This window comes from Pseudomonas sp. LBUM1655 (assembly GCF_059716085.1).
Genome location: NZ_CP166801.1, coordinates 606,429 through 621,529, shown reverse-complemented (window position 1 = coordinate 621,529; position 15,101 = coordinate 606,429). Strand labels below are relative to the sequence as shown.

Here is a 15,101-nt window from a genome sequence, read left to right as displayed (position 1 = left end):
AAAAGATCGCAGCCTGCGGCGGCTCCCACAGAGGAATTTGCGTTTCCCTGTAGGAGCTGCCGCAGGCTGCGATCTTTTAATCTTAAGCCCGGAACTGCCCCAGGCTTGCCTTCAACTGCGCCGCCAGACCATCCAGCACCTTGCCACTGGCCGTGGTTTCCACCACCGCCTGCGCTGCTTTCTCGGCCTGAGCATGTATCGTCTCGACCCGCCCACGCACCGCCTGCGCACCTTGCGCCTGATGCGCCGCCGCCTGAGTCGCCAGGCCAATCGCCGCATGCACCTGCTCAACCGAAGCCTGCACCGACTGCTGCAACCGCGCACTGTCACGCAGCACCAGCAAACCTTCGCTGGCCTGACGCCCGGCCTGACCAATTGCCTCCACCGCCTCACGCGCGCCCTGCTGCAAGGCGACGATATGCGCCTGAATGTCACCGGTCGAGCTTTGCGTCTTGCTCGCCAACGCCCGGACCTCATCCGCCACTACGGCGAACCCGCGCCCGGTCTCGCCGGCCCGCGCCGCTTCAATCGCCGCGTTCAATGCCAGCAGGTTGGTCTGCTCAGCAATGCCGTGAATCACCGTCAAAACAACTTCAATCTGTTCACTCTGCTGCGCCAGACGCTCAATAACTTTCGCCCCGGTATCGACCTGCCCGGCCAGCGCCTCGATCAAGCTGCCGACCTTGGCCGAGGTGCGAGTGTTCTCATCAGTCGCCTGACGAATATCCACAACCTGCTTCAACGCAGCCTGCATGGCATGGCTTTCCGACTGCGCCTCGTCGGCCATTTGCGACAGTGCCCGCAGACTTTCCGCCACTTCGTCACGCTGCATCCCGGCCGCCGCATCGGCGCCGGCATTGCGCAGGGTCATGGCACCGATTTCCACGCCGGTACGCTGCGCCACATCGCCCGCCTCGCGCACGATCGGCTGCAACTTATCGACAAAGCGATTGACCGCCGAGGCCATGTCGCCGATCTCGTCCTTGCTGTTGATCTGCACCCGCTTGGTCAGGTCGCCTTCGCCCGCCGCCAGATCGTCCATGGCGGCATTGAGCATCTTCAAGCGATTGACCACGCGATGGCCGAGCACCACGGCCAGCAACAGCAGCACGCCGCAGCCGACCAGCGCCAGGCCCATGCCGATCCGCCAGCGCAAAGTCGCTGCGGCGTCCTGCACGGTGCTGGCGGTGTTAGCTTTCATCTCGGTGGCGGTGGATTGCGCTGATTGCAATCGCGCGCGCATCGCCGTCGCGCTGTCGGCTGCGGCACCTTTTAGGCTGTCGCCGACCAATTGATCGCTGCTGGCAATCAGCGCGGTGAAACGCTTGTCGAGGGCGGCCAGATCGGTTTCCACCGAAGCCGTGGAAACCCCCATCAGCACCTTGCCGATTTCCACGCCATTCGGATTGATCGAAGCCTCGAGGTAGTAGACCGACGGATCGTTCTTCGCCGCATCCAGCACTTTATCCAGCGCACGCTCGCCCTGGCCCTTTTCCAGCAAGGCCTTGTTAATCGGGTTTTCGCGGTTGAGGTAGCGGGTCAGGTGCTGGCCGGTGGCGTCGTCGTAGACCACGAACAACACGTTGGGATTGCGCTGGGCGCGACGGGCAAATTCCGACAGGGTTGGCACATCGCTGTCCCACATGGCGCGGGGCGCAACGGAGGCGAGCAACTGGGCCATGTCGTTGGCCGAGTCCTTCAGATCCTTTTCCAATGTCGCGCGCAACTGTGCCTGTTCGTCCTTCAGTCGCGTGGACAAACCGGCCGTCAGGCGCTGGCGGGTACTGGCGGACAAGGCGTCGAGGCTCGACGTGACTTCACGCCCGGCCTGCTCCAGTTCACCGGAGAGCTTCTGGCTATCGGCACCGAGGCGCACCGCCAGATCGGCTTCCAGCGCCGTGACCGTGCTCCGCGTCAGGGCAACGGCCACCAGCACCTGCACCAAAAGGGCGATACCAAGGGTAACGAACACGGGCCGCAACAAACGGCTTTGTAACAGTGAGAGAACGGCTGACACTATGAATCCCTCTACTTCTGACGCCATTAATTTGATGGCACTCTTGTAGACAGATTCACAGCAAAGGTCATGCCGTCCAACAGGCATAAACGACAAAGGCCCCGATTAAGGGGCTTTTGTTTTTTACATCAACGACTTATCAAGCAAACGGGTGACGCAGAACGATGGTTTCGTTGCGATCCGGGCCCGTCGAAATAATGTCGATCGGCGCGCCGATCAACTCTTCAACGCGTTTGATGTAGGCACGAGCGTTAGCTGGCAGCTCTTCCAGGGTCTTGGCGCCCACGGTCGATTCAGTCCAGCCCGGCACTTCTTCGTACACAGGCTGAAGGCCCACGTAGCTGTCGGCGTCGGTCGGCGCAACGGCATTGCCTTGCGCGTCTTTGTAGCCGGTGCAGATGTTGATGGTTTCCAGGCCATCGAGGACGTCCAGCTTGGTCAGGCAGATGCCCGAGATGCTGTTCACGTCGATAGCGCGACGCAGGATAACGGCGTCGAACCAGCCGCAACGACGGGCACGGCCGGTGGTTGCGCCGAACTCGTGACCTTGTTTGGCCAGGTGCGCACCCACTTCGTCGAACAGCTCAGTCGGGAATGGACCCGAGCCCACGCGAGTGGTGTAAGCCTTGGTGATGCCCAGGATGTAGTCCAGGAACATCGGGCCAACACCCGAACCGGTCGCTACGCCACCCGCGGTAGTGTTGGAGCTGGTCACGTACGGGTAGGTACCGTGGTCGATGTCGAGCAACGAACCCTGGGCGCCTTCGAACATGATGTCTTTGCCGGCACGACGCAGGTCGTGCAGCTCGGCCGTCACGTCCAGCATCAGCGGCTTGAGCAGCTCAGCGTACTCTTTGCACTCGGCAAGGGTCTTGTCGTAGTCGATGGCAGGCTCTTTGTAGTAACCCACCAGCATGAAGTTGTGGTAGTCCACCAGTTCACGCAGCTTGTCTTCAAAGCGCGGCATGTTGAGCAGATCGCCAACACGCAAGCCACGACGTGCAACCTTGTCTTCATAAGCCGGGCCAATGCCGCGACCGGTAGTACCGATCTTCAGCTCGCCACGGGCCTTTTCACGGGCCTGGTCCAGCGCCACGTGGAAGGACAGGATCAGCGGGCAGGACGGGCTGATACGCAGACGCTCGCGCACCGGTACGCCTTTCTCTTCCAGCTTGGTGATCTCGCGCAGCAGGGCGTCAGGTGCAACCACCACGCCGTTGCCGATCAGGCACTGCACGCCTTCGCGCAGCACGCCCGACGGAATCAGGTGCAAGACGGTTTTCTCGCCGTCGATCACCAGGGTGTGACCAGCGTTGTGGCCACCTTGGTAGCGCACTACGGCGGCAGCATGTTCGGTCAGCAGATCAACGATCTTGCCTTTGCCCTCATCACCCCACTGGGTGCCCAGGACTACGACATTCTTACCCATAACACTTGTCCTCATTCGCGCAAACTTGGTGCCGGCGATGGCCGGCAGGAAAACTCAAGAAGCCAGTGGCGATACTTGCCAAAGCCCGTTCTGCTGAATCAATTGCCGGTCGCAGTCCGCATCACGGGCGGCGGCCAAAGGTTGTCCAGGCAATGCCTGAACGACACGCTGACCCTCACTGCGCAACTGGCAAACCTGCTGCCAGAGTGCCGCATCCGTACTGTCAGGCATCCAGATACCGCCAGACGGTAACTCGATCTCAGCACGCCCCAGGGTCACCAGGGTTTTCAAATCGGTGGAGAAGCCGGTTGCCGGACGGGCGCGACCGAAGTCGGCGCCGATGTCGTCGTAGCGACCGCCCTGAGCGATGGACTGGCCAACGCCCGGCACGAACACCGCGAACACCACACCGGTGTGGTAGTGGTAGCCGCGCAGCTCGCCCAGATCAAAATACAGCGGCAGCTCCGGGAAGCGCGCCGACAGACGCTCGGCGATCGCCAGCAAATCTTCCAGTGCTGCCAGCACCGGCGCCGGCGCATCGGCCAGACGCTCGCGGGCAGCAGCCAGCACTTCACGGCCACCACACAGATCGACCAGCGCGCGCAGCATGCCGGACAGATCGGCCGGCAGGCCTTCGGTCAAGGTAATGACCTCGTCGATGGCCTTGCGTTGCAACGCATCGAACAACTGCTGCTCGACTTCACCGGACAGACCGGCAGCGCGCGCCAGACCACGGTAGATGCCGACGTGACCGAGATCCATGTGCACATCCGGCACATCGGCCAGTTGCAGCATGGCCAGCATCAGGCTGATGACTTCGACGTCGCTGCTCGGGCTGGCATCGCCGTACAACTCGGCGCCCAATTGAATCGGGCTGCGCGAGGACGACAGTGCACGCGGTTGGGCGTGCAGTACGCTGCCGGCGTAGCACAGACGGCTCGGTCCTTCACGACGCAGGGTGTGCGCATCGATGCGTGCCACTTGCGGCGTGATGTCAGCGCGGAAACCCATCTGCCGGCCCGACTGCGGGTCGATGACCTTGAAGGTACGCAGATCCAGGTCCTGGCCCGCGCCGGTCAGCAGGGATTCCAGGTACTCGATATGAGGGGTCACGACAAACTCGTAACCCCAGCTCTGGAACAGATCCAACACCTGACGACGCGCAACTTCAATGCGCGCCGCTTCCGGTGGCAGTACTTCTTCGATGCCATCTGGCAGCAGCCAGCGGTCTACCGTTGCCATTACGCCATTCCCCTTTGATCCGGGCGGCCAGCACTAGGGCGAGCCTTGAGTGAAGCAGAAAATGACCGGTCCGTTCAAAACGCACGCGCATGAACGACGCAGCGAAAGGCCTGATACCGGCCTCGCCCATCACTTTCCTCGAAAAACTGTTCGGGCTGTTCAACCCGATGTTCTGCAGCAAAAACAGCAATCAAACGTGCAGACGCAAAAAAGCCGGGAATTTCCCGGCTGCCGCATCATACACACGTTTTCCCAAAGGATCACCCCGCCCGAGGTTTTAGCCGCCGGGCGGAACGATTCAGGTCAACGTCGTATCAAGGCTTGGACTTTTCCAGATAGCGGAAGAAGTCGCTGCTTGGGTCGAGGACCAGGACGTCGGATTTGTTCGCGAAGCTTTCACGGTAGGCGCGCAGGCTACGGTAGAAACCGTAGAACTCCTGATCCTGGCCGTAGGCCTTGGAGTAGATCGCAGCGGCCTGGGCGTCACCGTCACCGCGAATCTCTTCGGATTCACGATAGGCTTCAGCCAGCAGCACACGGCGTTGGCGATCGGCGTCGGCACGGATGCCTTCTGCCAGCTCGTTACCCTTGGCGCGGTGCTCGCGAGCTTCACGCTCACGCTCGGTGCTCATACGTTCGAACACACTGCGGTTCACTTCTTTCGGCAGATCGATGGTCTTGACCCGGACATCGACAACTTCGATACCCAGCTCCTTTTCCGCCATCTTGTTCAGTGAAGCAGTGATGTCAGCCATCAGCGCATCACGCTCACCAGACACAACTTCGTGCAGGGTGCGCTTACCGAACTGGTCACGCAGACCGGATTCCAGACGACGGGACAGACGCTCGTCGGCGATTTGCTTGAGGCCGGAAGTTGCGGTGTAGAAGCGCTCGGCATCTTTCACGCGCCACTTGGCGTAGGCATCAACCATCACGGCTTTCTTTTCCAGAGTCAGGAAACGCTGCGTCGGTGCATCCAGCGTCATCAGACGTGCGTCGAATTTACGCACCTGGTTAACGTAAGGCACTTTCACATGCAGACCCGGCTGAACATCCGCCTGCACCACACGACCGAATTGCAGCAACACCGCGCGCTCGGTCTGAGCGACGATGTAGAAGCAGTTCCAGCCAACCAGTACCACGACAACGCCAACGATCAGGGCGATCAGCGATTTATTGCTCATCAGCGGGTCTCCCTTGTACGCGACTGCGGCACGTCAGTGACATGCGGCGTGACATCCGTGTTGCTGGAGGCAGCCGAACCGGTGACCGGTGCATTGCTGCCCGAACTGTTCTGAATCATTTTGTCCAACGGCAGGTAAAGCAGGTTGCTCTGGCCGTCTTTATTACCGGTCACGAGTACCTTGCTGGTATTGCTGAAGACTTCCTGCATGGTGTCCAGATACAGACGCTGGCGGGTGACTTCAGGGGCCTTGCGATACTCGGCGACCAGTTTGGTAAAGCGATCGGCCTCACCCTTGGCGCGCGAAACCGTTTCGTCGCGGTAACCGTTGGCATCTTCAAGGATGCGCTGGGCCTGACCACGGGCTTCCGGCACCACGCCGTTGGCGTAGGTTTCAGCCTGGTTGCGCGAACGCTGCTCGTCTTCACGGGCGCGGATCACGTCATCAAAGGCTTCCTGCACTTCACGCGGTGCCGCTGCGCTCTGTACGTTCACCTGAGTAACGGTGATACCGGTGCGATAGGTATCGAGGAAGCGTTGCAGACGCTCCTTGATTTCGCTGGCCATCAATTCACGACCTTCGGTCAGCACCTGATCCATGGCGGTCGAACCCACCACGTGGCGCAAGGCGCTGTCGGTCGCATGCTGCAGGCTGATTTCCGGCTGATCGACGTTCAGCACGAAATCCTGCAGGTTGCTGATCTTGTACTGCACGGTCAGCGGCACTTCGACGATGTTCTCGTCTTCGGTCAGCATCTGGCCCTGCTTGGTGTAGGCACGCTCACGCGTGACGTTTTCCATGTACTTTTTATCGATCGGCGGGAAGTAGATGTTCAGGCCGGGGCCGACGGTTTCATAGTACTTGCCGAAGCGCAGCACCACGGCTTGCTCCTGCTCGTCGACCACATAGACCGCGCTGTACAGCCAGACGGCCGCCAGCACAACGAGGCCGATACCGAGCAGAGCGCCGAAGCCGCCACTACTCCTGCCCGAACCACCGCCGTCATCACCACCGCGTTTCTTACCACCACCGAACAACCCGTTCAGGCTTTCCTGCAGCTTTCGGAAGGCCTCGTCGAGATCCGGTGGCCCCTTGCGGTCGCCGTTATTGCGGCGCTTGCCACCCCAAGGATCCTGATTGTTCGAGTTGCCACCCGGCTCATTCCAAGCCATAGCGCTCTCCATCTGATAAAGCAAAGACGCACCCACGGCGCGCCGACCAATGCTACAGAATGCCTGCCGTTGCGGCACAACCGCTTTGTCAGGCTTTTATTGCAAAGTGTGTTGCTCGATGAATTCCATCGGCTGCAATCCTTCGCGGCTTACCAGTCGATTCAACTCGACCCGGGGCAAACGAACGGCCAGCAAGCTGATGCCTTCTTCGTCGTGTTCTTCTTTCTGCACCGCACCGAGTTCGAAGAACTGCGCACGCAGTCGAGCGAATCGTTGCGGCAAACGCAATGTGCCCACAAACAAATCGCTGCCCAGCAACTCGGCAATGGCTTGCTCAAGCAATTCCAGACCACTGCCATCACGCGCGGACAGCCAGACCCGTTGCGGCTTGCCATCGGCATCGCGCTGGATTTGTGGCTCAACGCCTTCAAGCAAATCGAGTTTGTTGTATACCTCGAGGATCGGCAAGTCCTGGGCTCCAATCTCACCCAGCACCACCATCACCTGCTCGATCTGCAACATGCGATCCGGCTCGGCCGCATCGATCACGTGCAACAGCAGATCGGAGTTGCTCGACTCTTCGAGCGTAGACCGAAATGCTTCGACCAGCTTGTGGGGCAAGTGACGGATGAACCCCACGGTGTCGGCCAAAACAATCGGCCCGAGGTCGTCCAGTTCGAGACGGCGCAGGGTCGGGTCCAGCGTGGCGAACAACTGATCCGCCGCGTACACGTCGGATTTCGTCACGTTATTGAAGAGTGTGGATTTACCGGCGTTGGTATACCCCACCAGAGACACGGTAGGAATATCCGCACGCGAGCGGCCGCGTCGCGACTGTTCGCGCTGGCTGCGCACTTTTTCCAGCCGGCCCTTGATCTGACGCAGGCGAACCCGCAACAGACGACGGTCGGTTTCCAGCTGGGTTTCACCCGGACCACGCATGCCGATGCCACCACCTTGACGCTCAAGGTGAGTCCAGCCACGAACCAGACGGGTACTCATGTGGTCAAGCTGGGCCAGTTCGACCTGGAGCTTGCCTTCATGGGTGCGGGCGCGCTGGGCGAAAATATCGAGAATCAGACCGGTGCGGTCGATCACGCGACACTCGAAAACACGTTCGAGGTTACGTTCCTGACTGGGCGTGAGGATGTGATTGAAGATAACCAGATCGGCCTTTTCGGCATGAACCAGGTCGCGTAGTTCCTCGACCTTGCCACTGCCAATCAGGAATTTGGCGGTTGGCCGATGACGCGGCACGTTAAAAAACGCAACGGTCTCGGCGCCCGCCGAATTAGCCAGTTCCTGAAACTCCTGCGGATCTTCGCGCGCCTCAGGGTCCTGTCCATCCAAGTGAACGAGGATGACCCGTTCACCACCACCGTGGCGCTCAAAGAACAAAGGAGACTCCTATCAGGCGTTACCCGGAGCTGGATCTGCGTCGCCCTGTTCATTTTCGGTTGCGCTAGGCAGACGAATTGGACGAACTGGCACGACGGTAGAGATAGCGTGTTTGTAAACCATCTGGCTGACGGTGTTTTTCAGCAGGATCACGAACTGGTCGAAGGACTCGATCGTGCCTTGCAGTTTGATACCGTTGACCAGGTAGATGGAAACCCCAACTTTCTCTTTACGTAAAGTATTCAAGTAAGGGTCTTGTAGCGAATGCCCTTTTGACATGTGCCGCACTCCTTTAAGGATTCAATAATAAAAAATAGGTAATTCAGATGGCTTTGGCCGCCACACCCCCAAGGATAGACGGCAATTGCAAGGACTCAGCTCAATATGGAGATGGTCCCAAGGTATTTCAAGGCGCGTGGCAGATTGTCGCAATCAAGACTGTCCAGCCAGTGTAAATCTTCCCAGCTGCGCAGCCAGGTGAACTGGCGTTTGGCCAATTGGCGCGTGGCGATGATTCCGCGCTCCTGCATTTCGGCCAAGCTCAGTTTGCCATCCAGGTAATCCCAGACTTGGCGGTAACCTACTGCACGTATAGACGGCAACCCGGCATGCAGGTCACTTCTTTTACGCAGGGCTACGACCTCGTCGATGAATCCCTGTTCCAACATATTTGTGAATCTTTGTTTAATACGCTCGTGCAATACCTGACGATTCGCCGGGGCAATGGCCAAGTTCGCGACAGTATAGGGCAATTGTTGCAGTCCCGAAGCGGCTGCTTCAGTACTTTGCGCAGATTGTTGCTGGCGCAGGGCAGTCATGCTCTGACCGCTGACCCGATAAACCTCCAGCGCCCGACTCAGGCGCTGTGGATCGTTCGGATGTATCCGCGCCGCTGACTCCGGGTCGATGGCTGCCAATTGCTCGTGCAAGGCTTGCCAGCCATGGCGTGCAGCCTCTTCTTCGATCTGCGCGCGCACCCCGGGGTCGGCTGCCGGCATGTCTGCCAGGCCGTCGACCAAAGCCTTGTAATAGAGCATCGTGCCGCCGACCAGCAGCGGGATTTTTCCGCGCGAAGTGATTTCGGCCATCGCTTGCAGGGCATCACGCCGAAAATCAGCAGCCGAATACGCTTCAGCCGGATCAAGAATGTCGATCAAACGGTGCGGATGCTCAGCCAACAGCTCTTTTGAAGGCTTGGCGGTGCCGATGTCCATGCCGCGATAAACCAGCGCAGAATCGACGCTGATCAACTCGCAAGGCAATACCTTGGACAGCTCGATGGCCAGGTCGGTCTTGCCCGCAGCGGTCGGGCCCATAAGAAAAATCGCTGGAGGGAGCTGGCTCATCAACGACCGCGCAAGAACAGTTTGTCCAGATCGTCCAGGCCCAGTTGGGTCCAGGTCGGTCGGCCATGATTGCATTGACCGCTGCGCTCGGTGTTTTCCATGTCACGCAGCAGGCCGTTCATTTCCGGCAGGGCCAGGCGCCGGTTGGCGCGGATCGCGCCGTGGCAGGCCATGGTGCCCAGCAGTTCGTTGAGGTGCGCCTGAATCCGGTCGCTGGTGCCGTATTCCATCAAATCCGACAGCACATCACCCACCAGACGATTAGCCTCAGCCTGCTTAAGCAAAGCCGGAATCTGTCGAATAGCCAATGTTTCCGGGCCAAGGCGTTGCAACTCGAAGCCAAGACGCTGAAACCACGCCGCATGCTCTTCGGCGCAATCGGCCTCGCGCTGACTCACCGCCAGAGACTCAGGCACCAGCAACGGCTGGCCGCTAAGGCCTTCGCTGGCCATGGCAATCTTCAGGCGCTCGTACATGATCCGCTCGTGTGCAGCGTGCATGTCCACCAAAACCAGCCCTTGGGCATTCTCGGACAGAATGTAGATGCCCTTGAGCTGCGCCAGCGCGTACCCGAGTGGTGGAATATCTTCCTGACCGGCCGGCAGCGCATTGGCGTTGGCTTCAGGCAACGGCGCGAAAAACTCGCGATACGCAGCCTGAGCCTCAGCGGCAGGCGGCATCGCCGATTGCGGACGCGGCGTGTATTGATACTGATAAGCGCCACCAGCGCTGGCGCCCGCCGACGTATTGAACGCCGGTTGCGCCTGCGGTTGCTCAAGCAACGCATTGGCCGCCAGACGCATTTCACCCTGCGGGCCGAATTCACCGGCATCAAGGCCGGTTGGCCGGACAACGGCGGTGGTGACTGAACCGGCAAGCTGATCTTCCGGACGCACATCGCCCAGCGCGCGGTGCAGCGTGCCGTAAAGGAAGTCATGCACCATGCGCCCATCGCGAAAGCGCACTTCGTGCTTGGTCGGGTGCACGTTGACGTCCACCGCCGCCGGGTCGACCTCGAAAAACAGCGCAAACGTCGGGTGCCGACCGTTGAACAATACGTCGCGATAGGCCTGACGCACCGCATGGGCCACGAGCTTGTCGCGCACCGCCCGGCCATTGACAAAGAAGTACTGCAAGTCCGCCTGGCTGCGGTTGAAGGTCGGCAAACCGACCCAGCCCCACAGGTGCAAGCCGTTACGCTCGATCTCGATCGGCAAGGCTTGCTCCAGGAAACCCGAACCACAGATCGCCGCCACACGCCGCGCACGCGCCGCGTCATCGTGGGCTTCGTGCAGGCTGAGAATGGTCTTGCCGTTGTGGCGCAGATGAAACGCCACGTCGAAACGCGCCAGTGCAAGACGCTTGATCACTTCTTGCAAGTGATCGAATTCGGTTTTTTCGGTCTTGAGGAATTTGCGCCGCGCCGGGGTGTTGAAGAACAGGTCGCGGACTTCAACCGAGGTGCCGACCGGGTGCGCGGCCGGTTGCACGCGCGGCGCCATGTCGCGACCTTCGGTTTCGACCTGCCAGGCCTGATCGGCGTCACGGGTGCGCGAGGTCAGGGTCAGACGCGCGACGGAACTGATCGACGCCAGTGCCTCACCGCGAAAGCCCAGGCTCATCACCTGTTCGAGGTCTTCCAGATTACGAATCTTGCTGGTGGCGTGACGGGCCAGCGCCAGCGGCAGGTCGTCGGCGGAGATGCCGCTGCCGTCGTCGCGGACTCGCAACAGCTTGACGCCGCCCTGCTCGACATCGACATCAATGCGCTTGGCGCCGGAGTCGAGGCTGTTTTCCAGCAGCTCCTTAATCACCGACGCGGGGCGCTCGACCACCTCACCGGCGGCGATCTGGTTCGCCAGCCGGGGGCTGAGCAGTTCGATGCGGGCTGCGTTCAGCACTTCGTTCATTCTTTGGACGCCAGTTCGTTGCCAGGAATGGTCAGGTGTTGGCCGACTTTCAGCTCATCGCTTTTCAGGTTGTTCGCGCTGCGCAATGTGGCCGGCGATACCTGATAGCGCACGCCGATCATTGCCAGCGTTTCACCCGGGCCGACACGGTGGTCACGCGGGCCCTGGGCGATCTTGCCGGAATCACGCAGCCAGGCAATGTAGGTGCCCGGTGGCGGATTCTGCTGGAAGAACTGGCGCACGCCGCTGCTGATCGAACGTGCCAGCGCTTGCTGATGGCTCGACGCCGAGAGTTTGTTCGCTTCGTTGGCATTGGAGATGAAGCCGGTTTCAACCAGGATCGACGGAATATCCGGCGACTTCAACACCATGAACCCGGCCTGTTCAACGCGCTGTTTGTGCAGCGGTGTGACGCGACCGATGTTGGTCAGAACTTTCTGACCGACGTTGAGGCTGGAGGTGAGCGAAGCCGTCATCGACAGGTCGAGCAACACGCCGGCGAGCATGCGGTCCTTGTCATCGAGGCTGACGTTGCCGGCACCACCGATCAAGTCGGAACGGTTTTCGCTGTCGGCCAGCCAACGCGCAGTTTCAGATGTGGCGCCGCGATCAGACAGGGCAAACACCGACGCACCAAAGGCCGCCGCAGAAGGCGCGGCGTCGGCGTGGATCGACACGAACAGGTCGGCGCCCTTTTTGCGGGCAATTTCGGTACGCCCGCGCAACGGAATGAAGTAGTCGCCGGTGCGAGTCAATTCGGCGCGGAAGCCTTTCATGCCGTTGACCTGACGTTGCAGTTCGCGAGCGATCTGCAGCACCACGTCTTTTTCACGCTGACCACGCGAACCGGACGCACCCGGGTCTTCGCCACCGTGGCCGGCGTCAATCACCACAATAATGTCGCGCTTGCCGGCAGGGGCTGGCGGCAGCTTGATTGCTGGCTCGGTCGGGGTGACCGGCACGGCCGGTACAGTCGCAACCCGCGGCGTTGGAGCAGGCGGCGGCGCCGCGTCGGCCGCGTTGTCGAACAGATCGACCACCAGACGGTTGCCATACTGTGCGTTAGGCGCCAGCGAGAAGCTTTTCGGGGTGACGGCTTTTTTCAGATCGATGACCACCCGCAGGTCGGTCGGCGTGCGCTGGGCCGAGCGCATCGCGGTGATCGGCGTGTTGGCGGTCTGCACATTCAGCGGCGCGCCAAGGGTGGCGCCGTTGATGTCGATCACCAGCCGATCCGGTGAGGTCAGGGTGAAAACACTGTGTTGCACCGGGCCGCTCAGGTCGAAGACCAGTCGCGTGTTGTCCGGTGCCCGCCACAGGCGCACGCTGTTGACCTTTGAGTCGGCCACAGCGTTGACGGTTACTGCCATCAATATCAGTCCAGCGGCAGCCACCAACGCGCGAAAGCGCATACCTAACCCCATCATCTAATTGGATTCCAACGCCAAAGCGGCACACCAGGCCTCGCCACGCGAGCCCTGGGATAAAATTTTCAGCGAACGCCCGCTGTCTTGCGGGCTAATGGTAATGGTCAGGTCCGGCTTTGGCAAAAAGCCTGCACCTTTATCGGGCCATTCGATCAGGCACAGTGCGTCGTCTTCGAAATAGTCGCGGATGCCGAGAAACTCCAGCTCTTCCGGATCGACCAGGCGATACAGGTCAAAGTGGAAGGCGCGGATATCGCCAATCTCGTAGGGTTCGACCAAGGTGAAGGTCGGACTTTTCACCGCCCCGACGTGCCCCAACCCACGAATGATCCCTCGGGACAGCGTGGTTTTGCCCATCCCCAGGTTGCCCTCGAGGAAAATAAGGCCGTGGCCCTGGGTCACCCGGGCGATCCGTGCGCCAAAGTCGCTCATGGCCTGTTCATCGGCCAGGTACAGGGTTACTTCAGACACGGTGCATGCTCCTCCAACAACTGACGAATGACTGGAATCAAATCACTGGCCGCCAGCCCACGGCCGAATTTCCCTTGTTGCATCCCGGCATTGGCGTGCAGCCAGACCGCCAGACAGGCGGCATCGAAACCGTCCATGCCTTGCGCCAACAGTGCGCCGGTCAAGCCTGCCAGTACATCGCCGAGCCCAGCGGTGGCCATGGCCGGATGGCCCTGGTGACACAACGCCAGACGCCCATCGGGATGCGCAATCAAACTGCCGGCGCCTTTCAGCACTACCACTGCTGTATGTTTTTTGCTCAAAGCCAAAGCGGCCGCCGGGCGATCCGCCTGTACTTCAGCAGTACTGATCCCCAGCAAACGCGCCGCTTCGCCCGGATGCGGAGTGATCACGCAATCCTTGGGCAGGCTGACGAATCCGCTGGCCAGCAGATTCAATGCATCGGCGTCCCACACTTGTGGCAACGGCGCGTTGACGGCGGCAGACAACAGCGCCCGCCCCCAACTCGCCTGTCCAAGCCCCGGCCCGACGACCAGCAGTGACACTTTTTCGAGCAGACTCATCAATTGATTGGCCGATGAAACCCCTAGCGCCATCACTTCCGGAACCCGCGTCAGCGCCGCCGACACGTGCTCCGGTCGCGTTGCCAGCGAAACCATGCCCGCCCCGCTGCGCAGTGCGCTTTCGGTGCTGAGCAGAATCGCCCCGCCGAAACCGTGATCGCCACCGATCAACAACAAATGCCCGAATCGCCCTTTGTGCGCGGCCTGCGCACGTGCGGCCAGACGCGGCAGATTAGCCGCATTGAGGCGTCGAGCGCTGACAGGAATGTCACGATAGATTTCGGTCGTGGCCTGCAAATCATTAAATGCCAGATAGCCGATGTGATCCGCAGCATCGCCGGTGAACAGACCGATTTTCAGCCCAATGAAGGTGACGGTGAGGTCGGCGCGAACTGCGGCACCGAGCACATGCCCGGTATCAGCGGACAGTCCGGAAGGAATATCCACCGCCGTTACCGGCAAACCGCTGGCATTGATCGCCCTGATGGCACTGGCATATGGCTCGCGAACCTCACCGGTGAGGCCGGTGCCAAGCAAGGCATCGACGATGATCCCGCGTAATGGGCTCAGGGGGTTCCAGCCCTGTATTGCCACGCCTTCGGTCACCGCCTCGGCATGGGCCAATGCTGCGTCGCCCTGCAAGCGCTGCGGATCACCGACAGCCAACACCTGAACTTGCCAGCCCGCGCGTTGAGCGAGAACCGCTACCAGATAACCGTCACCGGCATTGTTGCCATGGCCGGCGAGCACCGTCAGTTCGGTCGCTGAAGGCCATTGTCGGACCAGCGCCCGCCAGGTCGCATGTGCGGCGCGCTGCATCAATTCGAAGCCCGGCGTGCCGGCAGCAATCAGCCGTGCGTCGAGTTCGCGCACCTGAGCGGCGCAGTACAGCGCGTCGGGTAATTCATCTTTCGTGTGCGGCATGCGTATTCGGGCTCCGAT

Annotated in this window: 12 protein-coding genes; all 12 read right to left on the bottom strand. The window is 60.6% G+C overall.

Annotated elements, in window-relative coordinates; all coding sequences use genetic code 11:
• Nucleotides 1-82: 82 nt before the first annotated feature.
• The 12 genes from ACA074_RS02720 to ACA074_RS02665 all read right to left on the bottom strand — a co-directional run bounded on the left by ACA074_RS02720 (nt 83) and on the right by ACA074_RS02665 (nt 15,083).
• The gene (locus ACA074_RS02720) at nt 83-2,017 is read right to left on the bottom strand and encodes a methyl-accepting chemotaxis protein (protein ID WP_187677876.1); all 1,935 of its coding nucleotides are present in this window, start codon (nt 2,015-2,017) and stop codon (nt 83-85) included.
• A gap of 139 nt (nt 2,018-2,156) precedes the next feature.
• Nucleotides 2,157-3,446 (bottom strand): adenylosuccinate synthase, encoded by a 1,290-nt coding sequence (locus tag ACA074_RS02715; RefSeq protein ID WP_489880351.1) that lies wholly within the window; start codon nt 3,444-3,446, stop codon nt 2,157-2,159.
• 54 nt (nt 3,447-3,500) lie between these two features.
• A complete protein-coding gene (locus ACA074_RS02710; protein ID WP_187677878.1) occupies nt 3,501-4,688 on the bottom strand; it encodes an ATP phosphoribosyltransferase regulatory subunit in 1,188 nt (395 codons plus the stop codon).
• Nucleotides 4,689-5,002: 314 nt separating this feature from the next.
• Complete coding sequence (gene hflC / locus ACA074_RS02705; RefSeq protein WP_123448397.1) at nt 5,003-5,872, bottom strand: protease modulator HflC; 870 nt, start codon at nt 5,870-5,872, stop codon at nt 5,003-5,005.
• Nucleotides 5,872-7,044 carry an FtsH protease activity modulator HflK gene (gene hflK / locus ACA074_RS02700; RefSeq protein ID WP_401271280.1) on the bottom strand — a complete coding sequence of 391 codons (1,173 nt, stop codon included), beginning with the start codon at nt 7,042-7,044 and terminating at the stop codon, nt 5,872-5,874. Before hflK ends, hflC begins: the two co-directional genes overlap by 1 nt.
• A gap of 96 nt (nt 7,045-7,140) precedes the next feature.
• On the bottom strand, nt 7,141-8,442 hold the full coding sequence (hflX, locus tag ACA074_RS02695; protein ID WP_095187332.1) for a ribosome rescue GTPase HflX: 1,302 nt from the start codon (nt 8,440-8,442) through the stop codon (nt 7,141-7,143).
• A 12-nt stretch (nt 8,443-8,454) separates the two neighbouring features.
• A complete protein-coding gene (gene hfq, locus ACA074_RS02690) occupies nt 8,455-8,721 on the bottom strand; it encodes an RNA chaperone Hfq (protein WP_095109354.1) in 267 nt (88 codons plus the stop codon).
• Between the two features lie 95 nt (nt 8,722-8,816).
• A complete protein-coding gene (gene miaA / locus ACA074_RS02685) occupies nt 8,817-9,788 on the bottom strand; it encodes a tRNA (adenosine(37)-N6)-dimethylallyltransferase MiaA (protein WP_497678396.1) in 972 nt (323 codons plus the stop codon).
• Nucleotides 9,788-11,689 (bottom strand): DNA mismatch repair endonuclease MutL, encoded by a 1,902-nt coding sequence (mutL, locus tag ACA074_RS02680; protein WP_187677953.1) that lies wholly within the window; start codon nt 11,687-11,689, stop codon nt 9,788-9,790. Before mutL ends, miaA begins: the two co-directional genes overlap by 1 nt.
• Nucleotides 11,690-11,694: 5 nt before the next feature.
• The gene (locus ACA074_RS02675; protein WP_497678395.1) at nt 11,695-13,125 is read right to left on the bottom strand and encodes an N-acetylmuramoyl-L-alanine amidase; all 1,431 of its coding nucleotides are present in this window, start codon (nt 13,123-13,125) and stop codon (nt 11,695-11,697) included.
• Complete coding sequence (gene tsaE / locus ACA074_RS02670) at nt 13,126-13,596, bottom strand: tRNA (adenosine(37)-N6)-threonylcarbamoyltransferase complex ATPase subunit type 1 TsaE (RefSeq protein ID WP_016985707.1); 471 nt, start codon at nt 13,594-13,596, stop codon at nt 13,126-13,128.
• Nucleotides 13,584-15,083 carry an NAD(P)H-hydrate dehydratase gene (locus ACA074_RS02665; protein WP_497678394.1) on the bottom strand — a complete coding sequence of 500 codons (1,500 nt, stop codon included), beginning with the start codon at nt 15,081-15,083 and terminating at the stop codon, nt 13,584-13,586. The genes tsaE and ACA074_RS02665 overlap by 13 nt, the downstream gene beginning before the upstream one ends.
• Nucleotides 15,084-15,101 lie beyond the last annotated feature (18 nt).

What these genes read in the sequence shown, in the direction of transcription:
- ACA074_RS02715 (WP_489880351.1), bottom strand. Translation starts at nt 3,446, where the DNA reads ATGGGTAAGAATGTCGTAGTCCTGGGCACCCAGTGGGGTGATGAGGGC.
- ACA074_RS02710 (WP_187677878.1), bottom strand. Translation starts at nt 4,688, where the DNA reads ATGGCAACGGTAGACCGCTGGCTGCTGCCAGATGGCATCGAAGAAGTA.
- hflC (WP_123448397.1), bottom strand. Translation starts at nt 5,872, where the DNA reads ATGAGCAATAAATCGCTGATCGCCCTGATCGTTGGCGTTGTCGTGGTA.
- hflK (WP_401271280.1), bottom strand. Translation starts at nt 7,044, where the DNA reads ATGGCTTGGAATGAGCCGGGTGGCAACTCGAACAATCAGGATCCTTGG.
- hfq (WP_095109354.1), bottom strand. Translation starts at nt 8,721, where the DNA reads ATGTCAAAAGGGCATTCGCTACAAGACCCTTACTTGAATACTTTACGT.
- miaA (WP_497678396.1), bottom strand. Translation starts at nt 9,788, where the DNA reads ATGAGCCAGCTCCCTCCAGCGATTTTTCTTATGGGCCCGACCGCTGCG.
- ACA074_RS02675 (WP_497678395.1), bottom strand. Translation starts at nt 13,125, where the DNA reads ATGATGGGGTTAGGTATGCGCTTTCGCGCGTTGGTGGCTGCCGCTGGA.
- ACA074_RS02665 (WP_497678394.1), bottom strand. Translation starts at nt 15,083, where the DNA reads ATGCCGCACACGAAAGATGAATTACCCGACGCGCTGTACTGCGCCGCT.